The organism is Paenibacillus sp. JSM ZJ436, assembly GCF_044383795.1.
In the GTDB taxonomy this organism is placed as follows: domain Bacteria; phylum Bacillota; class Bacilli; order Paenibacillales; family Paenibacillaceae; genus Paenibacillus_AQ; species Paenibacillus_AQ algicola.
On record NZ_JBISEO010000007.1, the window covers coordinates 189,222 to 211,397 of the forward strand.

Annotated in this window: 19 protein-coding genes and 1 riboswitch; of the genes, 1 reads left to right on the forward strand and 18 read right to left on the reverse strand. The window is 54.6% G+C overall.

What is annotated here, in order from left to right; translation table 11 throughout:
- Window positions 1-121 precede the first annotated feature (121 nt).
- The 15 genes from purF to ACH6EH_RS11765 all read right to left on the reverse strand — a co-directional run bounded on the left by purF (window position 122) and on the right by ACH6EH_RS11765 (window position 16,896).
- A complete protein-coding gene (gene purF / locus ACH6EH_RS11695; protein ID WP_397332440.1) occupies window positions 122-1,600 on the reverse strand; it encodes an amidophosphoribosyltransferase in 1,479 nt (492 codons plus the stop codon).
- On the reverse strand, window positions 1,585-3,828 hold the full coding sequence (purL, locus tag ACH6EH_RS11700) for a phosphoribosylformylglycinamidine synthase subunit PurL (protein ID WP_208204424.1): 2,244 nt from the start codon (window positions 3,826-3,828) through the stop codon (window positions 1,585-1,587). Before purL ends, purF begins: the two co-directional genes overlap by 16 nt.
- Window positions 3,806-4,495 carry a phosphoribosylformylglycinamidine synthase subunit PurQ gene (purQ, locus tag ACH6EH_RS11705; RefSeq protein WP_397332441.1) on the reverse strand — a complete coding sequence of 230 codons (690 nt, stop codon included), beginning with the start codon at window positions 4,493-4,495 and terminating at the stop codon, window positions 3,806-3,808. The genes purL and purQ overlap by 23 nt, the downstream gene beginning before the upstream one ends.
- 5 nt (window positions 4,496-4,500) lie before the next feature.
- On the reverse strand, window positions 4,501-4,746 hold the full coding sequence (gene purS / locus ACH6EH_RS11710) for a phosphoribosylformylglycinamidine synthase subunit PurS (RefSeq protein WP_138224564.1): 246 nt from the start codon (window positions 4,744-4,746) through the stop codon (window positions 4,501-4,503).
- Between the two features lie 34 nt (window positions 4,747-4,780).
- Window positions 4,781-5,680, reverse strand: a complete 900-nt coding sequence (locus tag ACH6EH_RS11715) for a phosphoribosylaminoimidazolesuccinocarboxamide synthase (protein WP_397332442.1) — start codon at window positions 5,678-5,680, stop codon at window positions 4,781-4,783.
- Window positions 5,681-5,729: 49 nt separating this feature from the next.
- Window positions 5,730-7,025, reverse strand: coding sequence for an adenylosuccinate lyase (purB, locus tag ACH6EH_RS11720; RefSeq protein WP_138224562.1), 1,296 nt, complete (start codon window positions 7,023-7,025; stop codon window positions 5,730-5,732).
- On the reverse strand, window positions 7,022-8,206 hold the full coding sequence (purK, locus tag ACH6EH_RS11725) for a 5-(carboxyamino)imidazole ribonucleotide synthase (RefSeq protein ID WP_397332443.1): 1,185 nt from the start codon (window positions 8,204-8,206) through the stop codon (window positions 7,022-7,024). Before purK ends, purB begins: the two co-directional genes overlap by 4 nt.
- Entirely contained in the window at window positions 8,203-8,688 is a 486-nt protein-coding gene (purE, locus tag ACH6EH_RS11730; RefSeq protein WP_138227612.1) for a 5-(carboxyamino)imidazole ribonucleotide mutase, read from the reverse strand. The genes purK and purE overlap by 4 nt, the downstream gene beginning before the upstream one ends.
- A 199-nt stretch (window positions 8,689-8,887) precedes the next feature.
- Window positions 8,888-8,989, reverse strand: a riboswitch (purine riboswitch).
- A 202-nt stretch (window positions 8,990-9,191) separates the two neighbouring features.
- Window positions 9,192-9,629: a universal stress protein gene (locus ACH6EH_RS11735; protein ID WP_138224559.1), complete on the reverse strand. Its 438-nt coding sequence runs from the start codon at window positions 9,627-9,629 to the stop codon at window positions 9,192-9,194.
- 97 nt (window positions 9,630-9,726) lie between these two features.
- Window positions 9,727-9,990: a DUF1294 domain-containing protein gene (locus ACH6EH_RS11740; protein WP_397332444.1), complete on the reverse strand. Its 264-nt coding sequence runs from the start codon at window positions 9,988-9,990 to the stop codon at window positions 9,727-9,729.
- Window positions 9,991-10,094: 104 nt separating this feature from the next.
- Window positions 10,095-10,232 (reverse strand): hypothetical protein, encoded by a 138-nt coding sequence (locus ACH6EH_RS11745; protein WP_208204427.1) that lies wholly within the window; start codon window positions 10,230-10,232, stop codon window positions 10,095-10,097.
- Between the two features lie 64 nt (window positions 10,233-10,296).
- On the reverse strand, window positions 10,297-11,289 hold the full coding sequence (locus ACH6EH_RS11750; protein WP_208204428.1) for a Gfo/Idh/MocA family protein: 993 nt from the start codon (window positions 11,287-11,289) through the stop codon (window positions 10,297-10,299).
- 208 nt (window positions 11,290-11,497) lie between these two features.
- Entirely contained in the window at window positions 11,498-13,648 is a 2,151-nt protein-coding gene (locus tag ACH6EH_RS11755) for a 5'-nucleotidase C-terminal domain-containing protein (RefSeq protein ID WP_397332445.1), read from the reverse strand.
- A 181-nt stretch (window positions 13,649-13,829) separates the two neighbouring features.
- Window positions 13,830-15,965 (reverse strand): DNA topoisomerase III, encoded by a 2,136-nt coding sequence (locus ACH6EH_RS11760; RefSeq protein ID WP_208204430.1) that lies wholly within the window; start codon window positions 15,963-15,965, stop codon window positions 13,830-13,832.
- A 112-nt stretch (window positions 15,966-16,077) separates the two neighbouring features.
- Window positions 16,078-16,896 carry an MBL fold metallo-hydrolase gene (locus tag ACH6EH_RS11765; protein WP_397332447.1) on the reverse strand — a complete coding sequence of 273 codons (819 nt, stop codon included), beginning with the start codon at window positions 16,894-16,896 and terminating at the stop codon, window positions 16,078-16,080.
- 160 nt (window positions 16,897-17,056) lie between these two features.
- Between ACH6EH_RS11765 and ACH6EH_RS11770 the strand changes: the two genes are divergently transcribed.
- Window positions 17,057-17,314: a GlsB/YeaQ/YmgE family stress response membrane protein gene (locus ACH6EH_RS11770; protein WP_138224553.1), complete on the forward strand. Its 258-nt coding sequence runs from the start codon at window positions 17,057-17,059 to the stop codon at window positions 17,312-17,314.
- Between the two features lie 72 nt (window positions 17,315-17,386).
- Here ACH6EH_RS11770 and ACH6EH_RS11775 read toward each other — a convergent pair whose 3' ends face one another.
- From ACH6EH_RS11775 to ACH6EH_RS11785, 3 genes are all read right to left on the reverse strand, one after another.
- Window positions 17,387-18,976, reverse strand: a complete 1,590-nt coding sequence (locus ACH6EH_RS11775; protein WP_208204432.1) for a response regulator transcription factor — start codon at window positions 18,974-18,976, stop codon at window positions 17,387-17,389.
- 24 nt (window positions 18,977-19,000) lie between these two features.
- Entirely contained in the window at window positions 19,001-20,293 is a 1,293-nt protein-coding gene (locus tag ACH6EH_RS11780; protein ID WP_397332448.1) for an ABC transporter substrate-binding protein, read from the reverse strand.
- Between the two features lie 70 nt (window positions 20,294-20,363).
- On the reverse strand, window positions 20,364-22,127 hold the full coding sequence (locus ACH6EH_RS11785) for a cache domain-containing sensor histidine kinase (RefSeq protein ID WP_397332449.1): 1,764 nt from the start codon (window positions 22,125-22,127) through the stop codon (window positions 20,364-20,366).
- Between the last annotated feature and the right edge of the window lie 49 nt (window positions 22,128-22,176).

Genomic DNA, 22,176 nt, shown 5'->3' on the forward strand with positions numbered 1-22,176 from the left:
ATGTCCGTGCCGGTATCAAGCGTGTTGCTTTATGGCTTGAATCATTTATGGACTTAACTTCATTGCATGCAGGATACCAGATCATAGGTGCACTGGTTGTTGAAAGCTTAAGCCGCCTTCCTTAACAGCTGCACCCCATCTTCTCTTCCCCGCCGAAATCAATCTGTGTCGGATACTCATTATCGAAGCAGGCCAGGCACAAGCCGCCCTTCGGGCTGTTTTCGTCGTAGCCCCCAATGGCCGATATGAGGCCATCCGGCGTCAGAAAGGAGAGGCTGTCCGCGTTAATTTCCCGGCAGATCTCGTCCACGCTCTTGGAAGAAGCAATCAGCTCCCTCCGGTCCGGCGTGTCGATGCCGTAGAAGCACGGATTCTGGAACGGCGGCGACGTAATCCGCACATGCACCTCAGTCGCTCCGGCCTCACGCAGCAGATTCACGATTCTCCGCGACGTCGTTCCACGCACGATCGAATCATCAATCATGACTACCCGCTTACCTTCCACGACCCGCCGTACGGCGCTGAGCTTCATCTTGACGCCCTGCTCCCGCAGCTCCTGGCTGGGCTGAATAAACGTTCTGCCCGTGTACTTGTTCTTGATCAGTCCCAGCTCGTACGGAATACCGGTCTGCTCGGCATAGCCGATGGCAGCGGAGATACTGGAGTCCGGAACTCCGGTAACGACGTCGGCATCCACGAAGGATTCCAGCGCCATCCGGCTGCCCATCCGCTTGCGGGCGGAATGCAGGTTCGAGCCGTTCATGTCACTGTCCGGACGGGAGAAATAGATATACTCCATCGCACACAGCGCTTTTCTGCCGGCTTCGGTATAACGGTCCTCGTGCAGTCCGTCAGCATCCAGCACCAGCAGCTCGCCTGGTGCAATGTCGCGGACCGGCTCGGCACCGATGACCTCCATCGCGCAGGTCTCCGATGCGAAGACGTAGGCGTCTCCAAGACGCCCCATCGTCAGCGGACGCAGACCGTTCGGATCCGAAGCCACAATCATCTTATCGCCCGTCATCAGCAGAAAGGCGAATCCGCCTACCAGACGCTGCAAAGCATCCTTGGCTGCTTCAACAAAATTTTTAGGGGACCGGGCAATAAGATGCGCGATGACCTCGGTGTCGCTGGTCGTCTGAAAGATGGAGCCGGAATCCTCCAGCTCCCGGCGCAGTGCCGGTTCATTGACGATGTTGCCATTCGTAGCAATCGCAAGATTACCCTGGCGATATTTAAAGACGAGCGGCTGGGCATTCGTAATCTGGCTGTCGCCGCTCGTAGAGTAGCGGACATGTCCGATAGAACGGTCTCCCTGCAGAGACTCCAGCAGCTCCCGCCCGAACACCTCTTTGACGAGCCCCATGCCGCGATGATAACGGAACTGTATGCCGTCCGCTACACAAATACCGGCACTCTCCTCACCGCGGTGCTGCAGAGCATGCAGTCCGTAGTAGGAGAGTGAAGCCGCGTCGTGATGTCCGAACACGCCGAACACCCCGCACTCCTCCTTCAATTTATCAAAGACGCCGTCCTTGCCGCTGCCTTCGTTGTAATAATCGCCAGTCCATAAGCCTTCAGGCATTATTTCATTCGGCATGGGATGGCATCCTCCCAGACGGCTTTCAAAGCCTCCACCGGTTCTTGTACCGCGGAAGCACCGTTGATCGAAATATGCAGCTCGCTGCCGCCAACCCGTCCGATCGCAGCAAACGGAACGCCGGCTTCCTTCAGCAGCTGCTCCAGATTGGACTCATTCCCCGGGGTAACTGAAACGATAATCCGGGACTGGCTTTCACTGAAGAGCGTCATGTCATTTCTGAGCTCACTCTGCAGCTCAATGCTTGCGCCAATCTGTCCGCTGATGCAGCTCTCGGCCAGAGCAGCGGCAAGTCCGCCCTCGGATACGTCATGCGCGGAGCAGATGAAGCCGGACTGGATACCTGTCAGCACGCCGCTGAGCAGTCTTTTTTCCTTGGCCAGATCAAGCACCGGCGGACGTCCCTCGGAAACGCCGTGGATTACTGATTGGAATTCACTTCCGCCCAGCTCCGCAAATGTTTCGCCCAGCAGATACACCAGATCGCCTTCCGCCTTGAAGTCCTGTGTCGTGATATGGTCTACATCATGGATCAGACCGACCATGCCAACGACCGGCGTCGGGTAAATCGCTCCCTTGGCATTTTCGTTATACAGGCTGACGTTACCGCCGATGACTGGAGCATTGAGCTCGCGGCATGCTTCTGCCATGCCGTCAACAGCCCGCTCCATCTGCCAGAAGATTTCCGGCTTCTCCGGAGATCCGAAATTCAGGTTATCCGTAATGGCCAGCGGCTCTGCGCCGGAGCAGACGATGTTCCGCGCTGCTTCGCTGACAGCAATCTTGCCGCCGGTTTCCGGATCCAGATATACATAACGGCCGTTGCAGTCCGTTGTCATAGCCAGCGCCTTGCGTGTGCCGTCCACGGTTACAACCGCAGCGTCCGAGCCCGGACGTACTGCCGTGCTGGTGCGTACCATATAATCGTACTGGTTGTATACCCAGGCCTTGCTCGCAAGGCTAGGGGAGCCCAGCACCTTTTTCAACGCGCCGCCAAGGTCTGTGACTTCCGCATAACGTGTCGTATCCACCTTGGCCTGTTCGGCGAAGTAAGCCGGCTCCGAGGAAGGCTTGTTATACACCGGGCACTCATCCACGAGCGCCGTAACCGGCATATCGCCGACCACCTCACCGTGATGGAACAGCTTCAGGCGGCCGTCGTCTGTAACCTTGCCGACCTTCGCACAAATCACGCCCCAGCGTTCAAAAATTTCCCGCGCCTGCGCTTCATCCTTCGGCTCAACAACGAAAAGCATACGCTCCTGGGATTCCGACAGCATCATCTCATAAGGCGTCATGCCTTCTTCGCGCTGCGGAACCTGATCCAGATACAGCTCCAGGCCGTTGCCGGCTTTACTTGCCATTTCAGCACTGGAGCACGTGAGGCCGGCTGCGCCCATATCCTGAATGCCCAGCACGATCCCGGAGTCGATCAGCTCCAGGCACGATTCCATGACAAGCTTCTCCATAAACGGATCGCCAACCTGAACCGCAGTACGGTTCGCTTCCGATTCCTCAGTCAGTTCTACCGAAGCAAAGGTTGCTCCGTGAATGCCGTCACGGCCGGTAGGAGGTCCTACATAGAAGACCGGGTTCCCTACACCCTTGGCGACACCGCGCTGAATTTTGTCATGGTCGATGACGCCGACACACATCGCGTTTACAAGCGGGTTGCCTTCATAGCTCTCATCGAACACTACCTCACCGCCGACGGTCGGAATGCCGATGCAGTTGCCGTAGCCTGCGATGCCGGAAACGACGTGCTCAAACAAATATTTCACCCGATCGCTCTCTAGCTTGCCAAAACGAAGCGAGTTCAGAATCGCTACCGGCCTTGCACCCATGGAGAAAATATCACGGATAATGCCGCCGACTCCGGTCGCTGCGCCCTGAAACGGCTCTACAGCGGAGGGGTGGTTATGGCTTTCGATTTTGAATACAACGGCCTGATTGTCGCCGATGTCAACGATCCCTGCGCCTTCGCCGGGTCCCATCAGCACGCGCGGACCGCTCGTTGGAAAACGGCGGAGCAGCGGCTTGGAATTTTTGTAGGCACAGTGCTCGGACCACATGACGCTGAATACGCCAATCTCCGTATAATTCGGCTTGCGTCCCATGAACGAACAGATCAGATCATACTCGCTGTCCGACACGCCCATCTGCTCATATAGTCGGTGTTCCGCAATCTGTTCTGCGGTAGGTTCTTTAGCGGACACTTGCTGCGCCATGTGTATCCCTCCAGGTCTGAATGATGGATGTAAACATTGCCTTTCCGTCTTCCGAGCCAAGCAGGCTGGACACCGCCCGCTCCGGATGCGGCATCATGCCCAGCACGTTGCCACGCTCGTTGCAAATGCCAGCGATGTCCGCAACGGAGCCGTTCGGATTGTCGCTGTACGTAAATACGATCTGGTTACGGTCATGCAGCTGCTGCAGTGTCTCTTCATCACAGTAGTAGTTGCCTTCTCCATGTGCGATCGGGATGACGATCTCCTGTCCCTCACTATAGTGGCGGGTAAATGGAGTTTCGTTGTTCACGACCTTCAGAACGCTGTCATGACAGCGGAATTTCATCGATTCATTGCGGCGCAGAGCGCCTGGCAGCAAGCCCGCCTCCGTCAAGATCTGGAAGCCATTGCAAATGCCCAGAATAAACTTGCCCTGCTCTGCTGCCTTCGCGACCTCGCTCATTACCGGAGCGAAGCGAGAAATGGCGCCGCAGCGCAGATAGTCGCCGTAGGAAAAGCCGCCGGGTACCAGAATGGCATCATATGCCGACAGGTCGGTTGCGGTATGCCAAACGTAATCAACAGGCTCACCAACCGTTTGCTCTACCGCCTTGTAGCAGTCAATATCACAGTTGGAGCCGGGAAACACGAGTACTGCAAATCTCATGATACTTAGCCCTCCAGTTCGAAGCGGTAATTTTCAACCACGGTGTTGGCAAGCAGCTTCTCGCACATGACTTTTAAACGCGCTTCCGCCTCTTCACGGTCATCCGTATTCAGCTCTACTTCCATATACTTGCCGATCCGAAGGCTTTCCACTTCCTGAAAACCCATGGAATGAAGAGCGCCCTGAACGGCAACTCCCTGTGGATCCAAAACGCTCTGCTTAATGGTGACATAGACCTTTGCTTTTAACATGTCTTTGATGTTCCTCCTCGGTATCGTATAGGAATTAAGAGTTTGATTGAACGGGTGCCGTAATGCGGCGGTAAATATCGGTATACCGGCGAGTCGTCTCTTCAACGACACCGGCCGGAAGCTCCTCCGGCTTGCTGTTCTTGTCCCAGTCGGTTCCCGCCAGGTAGCTGCGGACCGGCTCCTTGTCCATGCTGTCAATTTCAATATCCAGCTCGTACTTGCTCTGATCCCAGAATCTTGAGGAATCGGGAGTGAAGATTTCATCAATGAGAATCACCTTGCCGTCCAGCAGGCCGAATTCGAACTTGCAGTCTGCCAGGATGATGCCCCGCTCGGCGCAGTAATTATGGGCATAGTGGTAGAGCATCAGGCTTTTCTCCTGCAGCTCCAGTGCGAGCTCTGCTCCCACCATGTCCTTCATCGTATCCATGGAGATATCCTCATCATGGCCGACGTCGTTCTTGGCTGCAGGCGTAAAGATGGGCTCTTTAAAGGCCTCATTCTTCCGCATGCCTTCCGGAAGATGAATGCCGTTGATCTCTCCGGTGGACTGGTATTGCCGCCAGCCTCCTCCGGTAATGTAGCCGCGGACCACACACTCAATATCAATGCGCTCCGCCCGCTTGGACACCATCACTCTTCCCTCCAGCACCTCCGGGTCCTTGGCGATTGCGCCTAATGTCTGAGCATCGGTATGCACCACGTGGTTATCCATGAGATGCTTCGTAAGGTCAAACCAAAAAGCGCTGAGCTGGTTCAGCACCGTTCCCTTGGCGGGAACCGGCGGGTCCAGCACGTAATCAAACGCCGAGATGCGGTCCGTGACCACAATCAGCAGATGTTCTCCAAGATCATAAAGCTCTCTGACCTTGCCTTTGTACAGCAGCGGCGCATCAATCAGATCCACAGCTGTGGACAGTGCGCGAGATCCCATATTCTCCACTCCCTTTGAAGGGGCAGCTCCAGCCGGAGCCGCCTTACTTCTATTTCAAGCCCAGCTTGTCAAAAATCGTATCTACATGCTTCAGATGCCATGAAGGATTGAACGCATCCTCAATCTCCTCTGCACTCAGCACTTCAGTAATTTCCGGCGTGCTCTCCACAATCTCGCGGAACTGGCGCTGCTCTTCCCACGCCTGCATCGCTCTCGGCTGCACTGTATCGTAGGCCTGCTCCCGGCTGAAGCCCTTGTCGATCAGCTTCGTCATGACGCGGCCGGAGAACGGAACACCGAATGTACGGGCCATGTTGCGCTTCATGTTGTCCGGGAACACCGTCAAATTCTTCACAATGTTGCCGAAGCGGTTCAGCATGTAGTTCAGCAGCATGGTTGCATCCGGCAAAATGATCCGCTCCACGGAGGAGTGTGAAATATCGCGCTCATGCCACAGCGGCACGTTCTCATACGCTGACACCATATGGCCGCGGATGACACGGGCCAGGCCGGAGATGTTCTCCGAACCGATCGGGTTGCGCTTGTGCGGCATTGCCGAGGAGCCCTTCTGCCCCTTGGCAAAAGCTTCCTCCACCTCCCGGACCTCACTCTTTTGCAGCGCGCGGACCTCGGTAGCGAACTTGTCCAGAGACGTCGCGATCAGCGCCAGCGTCGCCATATATTCCGCATGGCGGTCACGCTGCAGCGTCTGGGTGGAGATCGGAGCCGCTTTTGTACCCAGCTTGCGGCACACAAACTCCTCTACGAACGGATCAATGTTCGCGTATGTGCCAACTGCGCCGGAGATCTTGCCGTACTGCACCGCATCTGCGGCGTGGCGGAAGCGCTCCAGATTGCGGACCATTTCCTCATGCCACAGCGCCATCTTCAAACCGAAGGTCGTCGGCTCGGCATGAACGCCGTGTGTGCGTCCCATCATCGGGGTATGCTTGTAGGAGAGCGCCTTCTCGCGCAAAATGTCGATGAAGCGCAGCAGGTCCTGCTCCAGAATTTCATTAGCCTGCTTCAGCAGATAGCCGTTGGCCGTGTCCACAACATCTGTGGAGGTCAAACCGTAGTGAACCCATTTGCGCTCATTGCCCAAGCTTTCCGAGACTGCGCGGGTAAAGGCAATAACGTCATGGCGCGTCTCCTGCTCGATTTCGTAGATCCGGTCAATATTAAAGGAAGCATTCTGGCGCAGGGTGACGGTATCCTCTTTCGGAATTACGCCCAGCTCTGCCCAAGCCTCACAGGCGCAAAGCTCAACCTCCAGCCAGGCTCTGAATTTGTTCTCCTCGGTCCAAACGGCCCGCATTTCCGGTCTGCTGTAACGTTCAATCATTGATTCAGCCTCCAAATATTAGTCTGCTCGATCCATTTCAACGCATCTTCCACATCACCGCACAGCAGGTTGATATGTCCCATCTTGCGGCCGTGCTTGCTTTCGCTCTTTCCATATAAATGAAGCTTCGGCACGATGCCAAGCGACTCTGCAAGTTCATCCTTGCCTGTGAGGCGCTCCACAGCCGGCTCGACATGCTGGCCCAGCAGGTTCACCATCACAACAGGACTCAGCAGCGCGGTGTCTCCGAGAGGAAGGCTGCAGATCGCACGCACATGCTGCTCAAACTGTGAGGTAGCGCAGGCTTCCATCGTATAGTGACCCGAGTTATGCGGCCTAGGAGCCACCTCGTTCACATAAATATCGCCCTGGTCTGTCAAGAACATTTCAACGGCCAGCAGACCAACAGCTTCTAAGCCCTCTGCTACCTTCTCCGCCACCTGGCAGGCCCGGCGCTGAACCTCTGTAGGAATTCGGGCGGGCACAATGGATACGTGCAAAATATTGTCTATATGCACATTCTCCGCCGGCGGGAAGCTCTTGACCTCACCAGCCGGTGTTCGCGCTGCAATCACAGAAATTTCACTGCTAAAGGTGATGAATTTCTCCAGCACGAGCTGTGTTCCAGCTGCTGCCAGAGTGTCGTAGGCTTCAGCCAGCTGGCCTTCTTCCCGCAGAACCGCCTGTCCCTTGCCGTCATAGCCGCCTGTTGCGGTCTTCAGCACACAGGGCAGGCCCAGAGCTGCCGCAGCAGCCTGAAGCTCCTCAAGACTCCGTATCTCCCGGTAAGGAGCAACCGGAACGCCAGCAGCTTCAATCGCCGCCTTTTCCCGCAGACGATTCTGCGTCGTATAGAGCAGCCGGCTGCCTTGAGGAACATAGGACTGCTCTTCCAGCAATGAAGCTACGGCTGCGTCAACATTCTCGAATTCATAAGTGATGACATCTGACCTGGAGGCCAGCTCCGCAGCCGCCTCACGGTCAGAGTAGGACGCCGTAATCTGCGGAGCCAGCTGGCCCAGCGGACAATCCGGGACGGGGTCCAGCGTCATGAACCGATACCCCATCTTCATTCCGTCCAGAGCCATCATGCGGCCGAGTTGACCGCCTCCGAGCACCCCAATGACGGAGCCTGGCGGAAGCACTGGAGCAGCTTGTCCTTCATTGATACGTTTGCTCATAACAGGTCACTGCCCTTCAGCACCTCATCGCGGGTGCGGTCACGCCGCTCCTGCACCTTGGCCCGGATCGCCTCATCGGCGGTTCCGAGAATCTGGGCGGCCAGCAAGCCTGCATTGACTGCCCCCGCGCGGCCGATCGCCACCGTTGCTACCGGCACGCCGCCGGGCATCTGCACGATGGACAGAAGAGAATCCAGACCGTTCAGCGCTTTCGACTGCACCGGCACACCAATCACCGGCAGCACGGTCTTCGCCGCCACCATACCCGGCAGATGGGCTGCCCCGCCCGCTCCGGCAATAATTACGCGAATGCCCCGTCCTTCTGCCTCTTCAGCATATTTAAACATCAAGTCCGGCGTCCGGTGGGCGGATACCACTTTCTTCTCATAGGGGATGCCTAGCTCCTCCAGCACCTCGCATGCGTGGGACATCGTATCCCAATCCGATTGACTGCCCATAATGACTGCTGCTTTTACCGACATCATGCACCTGCTTTCTCAGGATTCAACTACACTTAGCTATTAAAAAAATCCGGCTCTTTCTGCAGCTGTGCAGAAGGACCGGACTTCCAAGGGAACACCGGACCTGCTCTATGATGAAATCATAATGGCGATTAAAGTCCGGGCACAAAAAATACCTGTAAGGGCGGTCTTCTGCAGCCATCGACACATGGCCCTGCTGACTTATGCCCTGTTCCCTCGTAGTCCGAAAATTTACGGTTTTCGGGTAGAAACCTCCGGGCCCTATCCCCGGCTTTATACGAGACCTATACAATTAGGCCGTTATTTCATGGGATAGATCATTCATGAGATAAATAAGCCCTGATAATTTCAGTTTAACAATCTCTAACACCGGGTGTCAACCTAAACACGAACGTTTAGTTGTTCGTAAAATCTAATGTTCGCTTTTTGTAAAATCAAGGCTCCTGTTCCTATAAAAAAAGGAACACCCATGGTGTCCCTGAAGCCGTGTCCCCGCTCTCGAATTATGATTTAACGACCAGCACCGGCACGCCGGCGTGCTGAACGACATGATGGCTGACGCTTCCCAGCATGAATTCCTGGATACCGCTGCGACCGCGGCTGCCGATCACAATCAGGTCATTCCCGTTCTGAACAGCAAATTCTACCAGCACCTCTCCCGGTGCACCCTGAATCATCTGTACGTTCCCGTCCACACCGGCTTCGCGCAGCCGGGTTTTCAGCTCGTTCGTCGTCTGCTCCGCCACATCAAAAATCTCCTTATTCACCGTTCCCGGAACCGGCGCAATGCCCTCTCCGATGAAAAAGCGAGGAAATTCATAAGCGTGCACGATATCCAGCGCTGCCTCTGGCATGACCTTCAGCAGCCCCAGCGCCTGCTCTAGTGCCTTCTCGGACAGCTCCGATCCGTCATAAGCCAGCAATATATTTTTGAACAGCATGTAGCCCACCTCATTCCCAGGTTAAAGAAAGAATTGCCCTTCATTAACCTTCAACCCGGTAAGGTGAAACCCCGGAGCATGCCCTTTAGCCTGCTTATTATGTCCATAAGTACCCGTAAATGACCGCGTTTACAAACAGCAGCAGCGGTATTCCTAGTCGAAAGGAGAGATGCCTGGTCTTGTGACGTTTGCGGTACATCGCTGCCAGCACTCCCGTTGCCCCGCCTCCTGCCGCAAGCAGGAACAGCGTCTGCTCCGGAATCCGTTCGCGGCCCAGCCGTGCCCGGCGCTTGTCCTCGGACATCACCAGATATGAGGTCAGATTAATAAACAGAAACCATATGATCAGTGCTGTCCTCACTATAAAAGCCCCCTATCCCGCGTTCTTCTTCCGTTTTATTATAAAAGTGACGGGAGGAGAACACAAACTAAGGGGCTCTATGCTATATCATTCCGGCAAAATGCTTACGATTCCTGCTTCGGGATTCCGTTCAGGCTCGGCGGTGTATGAGCTGCTTTTTGCGGCTTCACCGTCTGGCTTTCCTCCAGAATGCTGGAGTGGTTTTGTTGATTCTTGATCTTTCTTGGCTTATGGATCGGCATATCACTTCACCCCCCTGTACTACCTAGAGTGAGCCAACGAAGGGAAGCTTATGCTCCGTTTTTTTTATTCAACCTCGTACTGAAGTCCCCACTGCTCCCGCACCCCATCCAGCAGCTTCATAATGGCCAGGGATTCATCCAAAGGCATTACAGCGCTCTCCAGGGCGCCGTTCATGAGGCAGCGTCCAACCTCTTCGGCTTCAAAGGCATAGCCGTCACTGACCCGGTCATCCTGATAGGCCTCGGTCTGCTGATCTCCCTCATAAAGAAAGGCTTCACGGGCATTGAAAAAGCCAGGAATCCGGATCCGCCCTTCCGTTCCATAAATGACGGCGTCATTGGTCAAGGCCAGGCGCGTAGCGCTGCTTAAAGAGGCTGACTTTCCATCCTCATACTCCAGCAGCAGCGTAAACTGATCGTCAACCCCGGTCTCGCAAAAATGTACCGTGCTGCTAAGGTTTGAAGGAGCACTTCCCAGCACCATAGAAGCGAACGAAACCGGATAGATGCCCGCATCCAGCAGTGCACCGCCTCCCAGCTCCGGCTTGAACAGACGGTGCTCAGGGTTCATCTCCGTCCTGAAGCCAAATTCCGCCTTCAACATACGCACCTCGCCAATACGGCCATCCGCAATCCATTGTCTTGCCTGTACAATAGGCGGAAGAAAGCGGGTCCACATGCCTTCCATCAGGAACAGCTTGTGGTCTCTCGCAGTCTGGATCACTTCCTCCAGCTCGCGGCTGTTCATCGTAAAGGGCTTCTCACACAGCACGGCCTTGCCGGCGCGAAGTGCAAGCAGCACATTGTCCTTGTGCAGCGGATGCGGCGTTGCTACATAAATGGCATCCAGTGCCGGATCCTGCACGAGCTCTTCATAAGATCCATATGTACGAGGAATATCAAAGCGCTCCCCAAAGCGCCGGGCGCTGTCGTCAGTTCTCGACCCGCAGGCCGCAAGGCTTCCGTTATTGGCATACTTCAAATCGGCAGCAAACTTTTCGGCAATCCAGCCTGTCCCCATAATGCCCCATTGAATGCGGCTTGCTGTTTCTTCCATGCCATACTCCTCCTTCACCTCGTCTAATTGGAATGAAATGGCTATCCAGTCACTCCATCCTATTCTATAATTAAAGTGCCGCGCAAAGGTTACAATGCAGCGCCATTTTCCGCCATTTTCAATAAAAAAAAGGCCCCTGGTCTACGGATGAAGCCTCTAGCTTCACGCCTCAAAGACCAGGGGCCTCACTGTCAGGACTTTCTAGATATCAGAGTGCCTCCATGATCAGAAGCACAGCCGCTTTACGGGTCAGACTTTTCGCCTCTCCGGTAACGTCGTAGCTGTCCGAGATTGCGCGGAGCAGCGTTGCTGCTTCAGATGCTGTCATCGGCTCCATAGGCTTGAATGCCATGCCCGGCCATGCCTTCAGCAGTCCGGCTCCATCCAATGCAGCGATAGAATCCTGCGCCCAGGCAGGAATAAGATGGGCGTCCGTAAACTCCGCTGCATCTCCTGCCTTCTTCATGTCAAATGCCCGGCTGATCAAGACGGCGAATTCCGCCCTTGTAACGACACGGTCCGGACGGAAGGTGCCATCCTCATAGCCCTTGATGATCCCCGCTTCTGCTGCCTCCTGAATCATAGCCAGAGCCGGATCATTGACGATGTCCTTGAATACAGGGCCGTTAGTGGCACCAGCGTTTCCTCCGGCTTCAGCCGGAAGCGCCGCTCCTAGCAGATCGGTGATCCGTCCTTCGGTAGAGATCTTGACGTTCCCCACCTGATCCAGATGCTCGCGGAACACCTCATAATCGACCAGATTCAGCTCATATAAACGCCCGTCCTCTTTGGCTTGCTTCATGGAGCTGTAGAAGTCGCCGCCATCGGCAACATAGGAGTTCGTGGCAACGATATAGTAAGCATCCGGGTCTATATCGGAATACGTGCCATCTTCATTCAGAATCTGCACACTTGCGATCCGCTGGCCTTCCTGCTCTGTTGTTCCGGTTACGCTGTCCACCTTCTCCGGCTGCTTCGTGGAATCATAGTAGAAGCGCAAACCGGACACCTGCGGGAACCTTCCCGCTCCGTCCTCCACGCCGCTGACTCCGTTCTCCAGCGCAGCAACAATCTCTTCCCCGGTCATCTTCAAAGCCGTCAGATTATTGCCATAAGGCATCGTCGTCAGCAGATGCCCCAGGGTAATATCGCCCGCCCCAATCGAGGCGCGGATGCCGCCGCTGTTCTGAATGGTTACATAAGCTTTGGCATCCGGGTCCTTGACGATGCTCATCACCTTGGAGCGCATTCCGTCCGCCATCAGATTGCCGAGGTTTGTCTCTTCCTTGCGCACTGATTCACGCTCGCCGTTCAGCTCCACGCCGGATTTACCGACTACGGTTTTCTTCAGCTCCTCCAGCGCCTTTGCATACTCAGCCAGCTTCTCAGCAGCAGCCGGATCGCTGGCAATGGTGTAGTTGCCTGCATCATCCTTCTTATTCAGAGGAATCAGCTGGCCCTTCCAGGCTGTAACCACGCCTTCATCATTGAAGGTGACGTCAAGCTGGCCCAGGTTGTTGTCGTACTCACCCGTCTGTACGATGAGCGTAGGCTCTTCATCCGCATGCACCACTTTAGGTTCATTCAGGATTGTGTGGGAATGACCGCCCACAATAATATCGAGCCCCTTTACCTGCTCGGCAAGCGCCACGTCGGCATTGTAGCCCAAATGAGTCAATGCAATGATCATCTCAATTCCCATTTCTTCAAAGGCATCCACCTGCTGCTGTGCACTCTCCACCTCGTCCTGAAATTTGATGTTCTGACCCGGAGAAGAGAGCACCGCGGTGTCCGGAGTCGTCAGTCCAATAATGCCAACCTTCTCTCCGTTTACTTCCTTGATCATTGCCGGATAGATTTTGCCGTTGCTTGCGGGCACGCCGATGGCCTGATCAGACTCCTTCTGCAGTGCCGGCTCGGTGCTGAAATCAATATTCGCACTTAGCAGCGGAAACTTGGCCTGCTTGACGAAATCAGCCAGCACCTTGGGACCCTTATCAAACTCGTGGTTTCCGAGCACCATAGCGTCATAGCCCAGCAGGTTCATGAAATACAGATCGGCCAGTCCGTTATATTGATTGAAATACAGCGTCCCGGAGAATACATCGCCGGCATCCAGCAGCAAAGTGCTGTCGTTTCTCGCTGCATTCACTGCCGTCACCCTGCGGGCGACCTGGTCCAAATGCGCGTGGGTATCATTCGTATGTAAAATGCGGAGCTCAAACCCCTTTGATTCACCTGCTGTACCCGCTGCACCTGCTGTACCTGCCGCTCCTGCCAGGCCGGGAAGAACGGATGCTGCCACAACAACTGCGCTCAGCATGCTGCTGATCATTTTTTTCGCCAATACCTTTTCCATAGAATTATACTCCTCCTCGTTCGCTGTTTAGCGGAATGGATCTAACCACTGGTCTATGAAAAAATGAATTTTCAAAGACGCTGCTTTCCTACCATAACGCGGAAAAATTTACGGGGAGCAGTTATTGAGTTAATTCTATGTAAAATTAAAGCCGATTTCTCCCTCTGTTCAAGAAGGGAAATCAGTCTTTGTTCTTCTCCATCGCAGCCTTCAGCAGCTCCCCCAGATTATTACCCAGAGATTCCTGCTTGCTACCATACTGCTGAACGAGCTTACGTTCCTCCCGTTTGTTAATATGCTTGCTGTCTTTATTCAGCGTCTCCGTAATGCCGCAGCCCAGGCACTGCACGAACATCCCGGCCTTGCCTTCCTTCAGCTCCATCTTCTTATGACACTGAGGACAGCGGCGGTTGGAGAGACGCTTCTCCCCGGAACGCTTATAGCCGCAGTCGTCGCTGGGACAGAGCAGCAGCTTGCCGCGCTTGCTCTTTTTCTCCAGGAGCCTCGTGCCGCAGTCCGGGCAATGGCTGGCCGATACATTATGCGGCGTATATTCCGCCGTGCTCCCCTTGACTCCCGCGACCAGCTCCTTTGTCATCTCCCGAATGCCGCGGATGAACGGCTCCGCTTTGCCCTGGCCCTTGGCGATCATCTCCAGGTCCGCTTCCCAGCTTGCGGTCAGCTCCGGTGTACGCAGCTGCGGCGCCACCAGCTCAATCAGCTGCTTGCCCTTGCCTGTTGGATGCAGCGACGAGCCCTGCCGCTCAATCGTATCAGAGCTGACGAGCTTCTCGATAATGTCCGCGCGCGTTGCCGGAGTGCCGAGCCCATGCTTCTCCATCTGGGTCAGCAGCGCGGCTTCCGTGTACCGCTTCGGCGGCTGAGTGCGGCCCGGCTTGACGATGCAGCGGCGCACCTGAAGCTGCTCGCCTTCCTGCAGCGGAGGCAGCAGCTTTCCGGCTGACTCCGAAACGCCGAGATCTGCATCGTCCTCCTCCGCGGTCTCGTAATCGCCTCCGTACACCTCGCGCCAGCCGCTGTCTTTAACGGTCGTTCCCTTGGCGTACAGCTGCTCGCCTTCCAGCTTGAGGGTGACCGACACGGAATCATATTTCGCAGGAGGATAGAACAGGCTGATGAACCGGCGCACGATCAGGTCATACAGCTTGCGCTCCTCTGCGCTGAGCTTGTTCAGCAGCACCGTTTCCTCTGTTGGAATGATCGCATGGTGATCACTCACCTTGCTGTCATCAACGACTCGCTTGCCAGGCTGCATCGGCTTGCGCAGCAGTGGACGGGCCAGCGCAGCATACGGGCCGATGGCTACGCTCTCCAGCCGTTCTTTAAGCGTGGACACCATATCACTTGTTAAGTAACGGCTGTCTGTACGCGGATATGTAACGAGCTTATGCTGTTCATACAGACGCTGCAGCACACTGGACGTTTGCTTGGCTGAGAAGCCGAAGCGGCGGTTCGCATCCCGCTGCAGTTCGGTCAAATCGTACGCCAGCGGGTGCGGCTCGGCTTTTTCACTTTTTTTCACCGTGATGACGCGGGCTGCTCCTGAAGACAGCTTGGCCCTCAGTTCCTCGGTCTGCTTGCGGTCAAAGATGCGTCCGTCACCGCCGGACGCCCGCCACGAGGCTTCAAAGCCCCCAAGATCCACTTGAATCGTATCAAATTCCTGGGAGCGGAAGCCGGTAATATCCTTCTCTCGCTGCATAATCATGCCCAGCGTCGGCGTCTGTACCCGCCCGGCAGACAGCTGTGCATTGAATTTGCACGTCAGCGCGCGCGTCACGTTCAAGCCGACCATCCAATCTGCCTCCGCCCGGCAGCGTGCGGACTCGTACAGACGATCGAACTGACTGCCCGGCTTAAGGGAAGCAAAGCCCTCCCGAATCGCCTTGTCTGTCTGGGAAGAAATCCATAGACGCTTGAACGGCTTGTTCCATTTCGCCATGCTCAGGATCCAGCGGGCCAGCAGCTCGCCTTCCCGTGCCGCGTCCGTGGCTACAATCATCTCCCCGATATCCTGGCGCTTCAAGAGATGCTGTACGGTCTTGAACTGATGGCTCGTTTCACGCAGCACCTTCAGATTCATGCGCTCCGGCAGGATCGGCAGATCCTCCAGCGCCCAGGTCTGGTATTTGGGATCATAATCCTCCGGCTCGGCCAGCCCTACCAAATGCCCCAGTGCCCAGGTAACTACATATTTCGGTCCTTCAAAATAGTTCTTATGCTTCTCGCGGCTCCCCATGACCCGCGCAATTTCTCTAGCTACCGACGGCTTCTCCGCCAACACCAATATCTTCATAAGCTCTCCCCTTTCTCGTAAATGATATTATACCATGGGCAGCTGCGGCAAAAGCTCCCGGATGTCTCCAGCATCCGGGAGTCAGGTCATATAAGAACGGTCCAGCCTCGGCCTACGGTCTGTCCTCTACATATTTGCCCTGCTTCGGTACAGCCATCTCTTTGAAATGTTCCGCGAGGCAGAGCAGCGACTCCTGCAGCTCGGCACCTGCCATGGAAACGCCATGTCCCGTAATTGCTACTTGAGGCTTTAATGCGGCAAGCTTCTGAACGGACTGCTCCGCGGCTTCCCAGTCAGGCGTAAAATACATCGGCGGTCCGTGAAGCTCCTTACTCTGGGTCACGACCGCCAAGGCCGATTCCTGCTTCACGGTAATGAACGCATCGCCTGCAATGAGGGCGCCGTCCCGCTCTCGGTATAGTGAAATATGGCCAGGACTGTGGCCTGGTGTGTGGATCCATCTCCATTCCGGCAGCTCCGGCAGTGATCCGTCCTTCGGTAAAGCGTGAACGCGTGTGCCAAGATTAATGCCTTCGTTCGGATACGCTGGCGCTGCCCGCGCCATCAAGCCTCCGCCCACCGTAGGATCTGCCGGCGGGTAGTTTGCCTTCCCTGTCAGATAGGGAAGCTCCAGCCCATGGGCATACACGGGAACATTCCAACGATCTGCCAGCTCCTTCACCGTGCCGACATGGTCGAAATGCCCGTGCGTGAGCACAATGCATGCGGGCGGGCGGTCAAATCTCTGGACTGCAGTGTCTGCAATGGCGTCTGCAAACTTGGCCATGCCGGTATCCACCAGCACCCAGCTGCCTTGCTTCGGCTGTCCTACCATCAGCACATTGGCAATTAGCGTTCTCATGGACAATAGATCCGGGGTGACCTCCTCGGTATCGACTGCACCGGTTCTTAGCAAGCTGTGATTTTCCATGACAGACTCTCCCTCCATATCGTTATTTTTAATTTCTTATATATAACATACCCCTTACAACAGGATTCCATTTTTTCTGTGTCGGTAGCTGTTTAAACGGAGCTTCTTTGGTTAATAGTAAAGCACAGACAGTTAAAAAAATTTTAACGAGGTGATAATCATGGGTTTTCTTTGGTCTCTCATTGTTGGTGGTATCATTGGTTGGATCGCAGGTCTGATTATGGGAAGAGATATTCCCGGAGGCGTCATCGGTAACATTATTGCCGGTTTCATCGGCGCATGGCTCGGTAGCCTGATTCTTGGTGACTGGGGTCCAGAAATTGGTGACTTCTTCATCGTCCCTGCCATTATCGGTGCCGTTGCACTGGTCTTCATCGTCAGCCTGGTTATGGGTTCGATGAGACGCAACCGTTCGTAACCTTAACAACAGACAACGCATTTATTATTCCCCAAAAAAACACCTTCCCGCATTTGCAAGGGAAGGTGTTTTTTATTGTGCACTTACCGACTCTCGGTATTCTGTAGGTGTATGACCGGTAACCTTTTTGAATACCTGAGTGAAATATCTGGGGTCCTGATAGCCGACAAGCGGCGCCACCTGATATACCTTCACACTCGTATTTCTCAGAATATGCTTCGCTTTCTCGATACGACAGAGAGTCAAATACTCCACGAAGGTATAGCCGGAGGACTGCTTGAACAACGTACAAAAGTGACTGATGCTAAGATGGCTATACTCTGACACCTCCTCGATCGATAAATCCTTTTGATAGTGCTCCTGAATATAGCTGCGGGCTTTCTCCATGACCGTGTGCATATCCTCCCTGGAGGGCTCGGCAGCACTGTCCTTCATCCACCGCGCCAGCGTGATCTGAAGCACGGACATCATATCCTTCAGGCTGTCGGAAGCATGGATGTCCTGAAGCAGCTCTTCCAATGACCATTCCTGCCCGGTCCTCATATCCTTAAATTGCCGATACAATACGACCGACAGCTCAACCAGAATCTGCTCCGCCGCCGGCCTCAGGCAGCCTTGTGCTTCCAGGTAAGCATACACCTCCTGAAGGCCTGAGCGCAGTCCTTCCTGATCCAGCGTTCTTACACGGTCCAACAGGGAGGCCTCCAGATTTTTTGGATAGGAGCTCCCGGCAGAGGTGCTAATCCTGCTATTCTGCTCCGCGCAGTAGACGCCTTCTCCATTCGTATAAAAACGCTGATACAGCGCCCGGGTGGCCGATTCATAGGCTTCACCCAGCTGCTGCATACCCGACGCCGTCAAGCTGAAGCCGACGGAGGCGGAAAGCTTTGTATGCCGTTTTATCAAAGAAATAAGCTCATGACCAAGCTGCTTTTGCAGCTCCTTCATCCGCTCGGGAAAGATGAGCAGCCACTCTCCGCTCCGAAACGGAAACACAGTCAGGCCGCCGCTGTTCTCAAACCATTCCTCCAATATATTCCGAATTGCGAACAGCCACAGCCTTTTCTCATCCCGGCTCCAGGCCGCTTCCAGCTTCTCGAAACGGTCAAGCTGAAGCACCGCCATATACCAGCTCTGGTCCAGCTCATTATGCTCCAGCCACTGCAGCTGAAGGAGCGGGCTGCGGCTGCCCTCAATCAGCTCAGTAAAGAGGCGTTCTCTGGCCAGAAGGGACAGGGTTTGCATAGAGTGCAGCAGCCTGTCATTCTCCTCCTGCTTCTTCAAAGCCGCAACAGCTCTCAGAAGTGAAGCCGCCAGCTCCTCATGATCAATCGGCTTGAGCAAATAATCGAAGGCGCCTTCCCGCAGCGCTTCCCGGGCATACTCGAATTCCCCGTAGCCGCTTATAAAAATAAAAAACAGCTTCGGCTGCTCCTGCATTACTTCCTTCATTAAAGAAATCCCATCCAGGCCCGGCATACGGATATCGCTGATCAGTACGTGAGGCTGGAGCTGCTTGACGAGCTCCAGCGCCGCTTCTCCATTCTTTGCTTCACCGGCAACCTCCATCGACAGCTCTTCCCATGGAATTGCTGCTCTCAAGCTCCGGAGAATGATCGGCTCATCATCCACCAGGATAACACGATACCGCTTCTCCTCCATAAGCACACCAGCCTCCCTTTTTTGTCACCTGCGCGCATCCTTGCGCAGCTCCCAATACGCCCGGGAGGACTGCTCAATTTGCTCAAGTGCTGCTCCTGCACTGGTTTTACCGCTGATAAGGTCCTCAATGACCTCCAGAAATGATGTTTTGACCTCCGGAGAAATGACGTTGTCATAAGCGAGAAAGCTCGCCGGGCTTTGCTCTAGCAAATCAATGACCTGGGCAAATACCGGTCCAGTCCGCTCCGGATCAAACGGAATTTTCATTGACGGAATCCTCCGACCCTCATACACGATGCGAGCCTGCACATCCTCCGTGTACAAGGCCTCCATTAACCCTAACGCCGCCTGCTTCTCTGGATCTACAAGCTCGGAGGACAGTCCAATACCGATCGTATATCCGCCGGCCATAGACCTTGGCTCGCTGTTCCGAAGAGAAGGAAACGGGATGACACCCACCTTTTGCTGAAAATCCGGGTCTTCTTCACTTTGAAACAGATTAATATCCCAATTCCCGTTTAAATACATCGCGGCTTGCCCGCCGGTAAACAGGGCAATGGCCTCCTCTGTTGAGGAAGTGTTGGGCGAAGGGCCGAAGGCCCCCTGCTCAATCCAGGACTGGAAATGCTGAAAGGCACTCAAATATAGCTCATTGTCAAAACGGACGCCTTCATCTCCCCGTGCCAAGCGCTCAATCAAGGCAGCTCCGGCATACCGATCCATGAAATAATGGGCAAAAATTGCAGCCGGCCACCGGTCCTCATTGCCTAACGCAAATGGAATCACATCCCGCTTCAGCAGCTTCTCTATGATCTCATTCAGCTGGGCGAGCGTCCGGGGCGGCTGAAGTCCGAGCCGCTGAAACAGGTCCCTGTTATAATAGAGCGGCTCAGCATGCCCTTCGATGGGAAGCCCAAAGATTTTGCCATCAAAGGTCCATAATGAAAGGCTTGTAAACTCCCCGTTCAAACCGCGGGATTGCACAAACTCCGATAAATCCATTAGGCGCCCAGCCCGGGCGTAAGGCTCAATCTCCGCTCCGCCGAACAGTACAAACATATCCGGAGGCGTGCCGGTAACCATTTCACTCTTAAGCTTCTGCTCCCGGTGAATCGTCTGGTCCATTCCTTCAAAGTTAATTTTGATATTCGGGTGCTCCGCCTGATAGCTGCTGATGACTTCTGTTACGATGTCAAGCACTTGGCGGTCATGCTCCTTATTCCAAAAGTGTCGAAAGGTGAGCGTTATTTTCTCACCCTGCTCCTCTTCAATGACTTCCCGATCCTGCAGCAGCATCCAGCCTACAAGTAACGTCATCAGACACATATACAGTACAACCCATCCCCGGGCTCCCAATATGTTTGGAGTCTTCATGCTTGCTCTCCCTTCATGGCAGCATTTTCGGTATCCGGATACGGATCGTCGAGCCGAAGCCCGGCGCGGAGCAGATCATCATGCCATAACGCCCGCCAAAGCGAATCTGAAGGCGTTCATGAACATTTTTTAATCCCACACCGTTTTCCCGATACTTTCTCGCGGGTCCCTGTTCTTCACCATATAGCTTTTGAAGCCGTTCCTTAGAGAATCCAGGTCCGTTATCCGTAATATCAATGAATACCTCGTCTCCCGCATCGCTGACCGCAATACGAATCAGACCCGGTTCCTCCATAGGCTCAATGGCATGATATAGCGCGTTCTCTACAATGGGCTGCACAATCAGCTTCTGAGTGACGACAAATTTCAGCTCTTCGGGAATCGTAATCTCATAATCAAACTGATCCTCAAAGCGAAACTTCTGGATGTTCATGTAATGCCTGACGTGCTCCAGCTCCATACTAAGCGGGATTAGCTCCTGATTCTCGTTAATACTGATCCGCAGGAGCTTGCCGAGCGAAATAACCATTTTACTAATATTCCGGTTGCCCTCCAGCACCGCCATCGAATTGATCGACTCCAGAGAATTATATATAAAATGTGGATTGATCTGCGCCACCAGTGCCTGCATTTCAGCCTCCTTCTTGCGTGCCTGCTCGGTCTGAATCTGCTGCAGCAGCTCTTCAATCTGGGCGCTCATCCGATTAAAGCCATCAATTAAAAGATCGGTTTCATCATCCGCCCGCCCTGGTGAAGGAATCGGAACAAAGCTGCCCCGCTTCACCTGCTTCATGCCGTTGACCGCCCCAATGATGCTCTGCACGAGCCGCCGGACAAAGAAGCGGTCAAACAAAAACGCCGACAGCAGCGAGCTTCCGCCCAGCAGCAGCGCCAGATTGCGGATATAGGACGACTCCGAGGCGATCAGCTTCTTCTCGGTCACCGCGACCAGAAACCATTCCTTGTGATGTGAAGGCAGATAGGTAATGAGTGACGACTCCCCGAGATCATCATCTACATAATAGCCTTTGCCGTTGCTGTAGCCCGCCTCCAAAAAAGGAAACGCTGCATGCTCCCCGATCCGCTCCCCGGATTTATCGAATACGATGCGCCCCTCCTGATTGACCAGCAGGATGTCTCCCTGCTTTAACGTTGCCGCCTCCCAAAACACCTGGTCTAGCAAATCAGGCTTGACGTAAATGATAAGCGTCCCGATGTCCTCCAAAGAGTGGTAATCCTTAATGGTCCGCGCCTGAATAAGTGCCCCGGAAGCGATTTCAATACGCCCTGTGGAAGGGGCTTGATCAGAGATCAGCGCTCCCGCAGCACGGTCCTCTCCCGGTCCTGCCCACACCGGACGTCCCTGCGCTTCCACGACCCGGCCATACCATTCCTGGGCCTGAAGCTCTGCGAGGGTATAAGCGTCACTGTCGGAGTAGATAAGCCGGTCATGACTATACAGCGCAAAGGACAGAATCATCGGGTGATGGATTAAATTGTTCATTTCCTGCCGGCGGTTATAGGTCACAGCGGATTCCGGCTGCTTCAAGGCTTGCTGAACTGCCTGCTGGGTAATTGCAAAATTGGATATGGTCGTAATCTCATTCAGTGCAAATTTCAGACGGCGATCCGTTTCCTGAAGCGATATCCAGTAAAAATGACTGGACTTCTTCTCCATGGCCTGGGAGTACGTGTAGTAGGTCACACTCCCCATAGCGATCACCGGGATAAACACAAGAAGAATAATAGCCAGCAGGATTTTACGACGGAGCTTCACAGGCTTCCCCCCATTCTCCTCTGTCTATTATTCTTCATCGCTGCGCCAC

Coding starts and splice junctions, on each gene's coding strand:
- purF (WP_397332440.1), bottom strand. CDS start 1,600: ATGCCGAATGAAATAATGCCTGAAGGCTTATGGACTGGCGATTATTAC.
- purL (WP_208204424.1), bottom strand. CDS start 3,828: ATGGCGCAGCAAGTGTCCGCTAAAGAACCTACCGCAGAACAGATTGCG.
- purQ (WP_397332441.1), bottom strand. CDS start 4,495: ATGAGATTTGCAGTACTCGTGTTTCCCGGCTCCAACTGTGATATTGAC.
- purS (WP_138224564.1), bottom strand. CDS start 4,746: ATGTTAAAAGCAAAGGTCTATGTCACCATTAAGCAGAGCGTTTTGGAT.
- ACH6EH_RS11715 (WP_397332442.1), bottom strand. CDS start 5,680: ATGGGATCTCGCGCACTGTCCACAGCTGTGGATCTGATTGATGCGCCG.
- purB (WP_138224562.1), bottom strand. CDS start 7,025: ATGATTGAACGTTACAGCAGACCGGAAATGCGGGCCGTTTGGACCGAG.
- purK (WP_397332443.1), bottom strand. CDS start 8,206: ATGAGCAAACGTATCAATGAAGGACAAGCTGCTCCAGTGCTTCCGCCA.
- purE (WP_138227612.1), bottom strand. CDS start 8,688: ATGTCGGTAAAAGCAGCAGTCATTATGGGCAGTCAATCGGATTGGGAT.
- ACH6EH_RS11735 (WP_138224559.1), bottom strand. CDS start 9,629: ATGCTGTTCAAAAATATATTGCTGGCTTATGACGGATCGGAGCTGTCC.
- ACH6EH_RS11745 (WP_208204427.1), bottom strand. CDS start 10,232: ATGCCGATCCATAAGCCAAGAAAGATCAAGAATCAACAAAACCACTCC.
- ACH6EH_RS11750 (WP_208204428.1), bottom strand. CDS start 11,289: ATGGAAGAAACAGCAAGCCGCATTCAATGGGGCATTATGGGGACAGGC.
- ACH6EH_RS11755 (WP_397332445.1), bottom strand. CDS start 13,648: ATGGAAAAGGTATTGGCGAAAAAAATGATCAGCAGCATGCTGAGCGCA.
- ACH6EH_RS11760 (WP_208204430.1), bottom strand. CDS start 15,965: ATGAAGATATTGGTGTTGGCGGAGAAGCCGTCGGTAGCTAGAGAAATT.
- ACH6EH_RS11765 (WP_397332447.1), bottom strand. CDS start 16,896: ATGGAAAATCACAGCTTGCTAAGAACCGGTGCAGTCGATACCGAGGAG.
- ACH6EH_RS11770 (WP_138224553.1), top strand. CDS start 17,057: ATGGGTTTTCTTTGGTCTCTCATTGTTGGTGGTATCATTGGTTGGATC.
- ACH6EH_RS11775 (WP_208204432.1), bottom strand. CDS start 18,976: ATGGAGGAGAAGCGGTATCGTGTTATCCTGGTGGATGATGAGCCGATC.
- ACH6EH_RS11780 (WP_397332448.1), bottom strand. CDS start 20,293: ATGACGTTACTTGTAGGCTGGATGCTGCTGCAGGATCGGGAAGTCATT.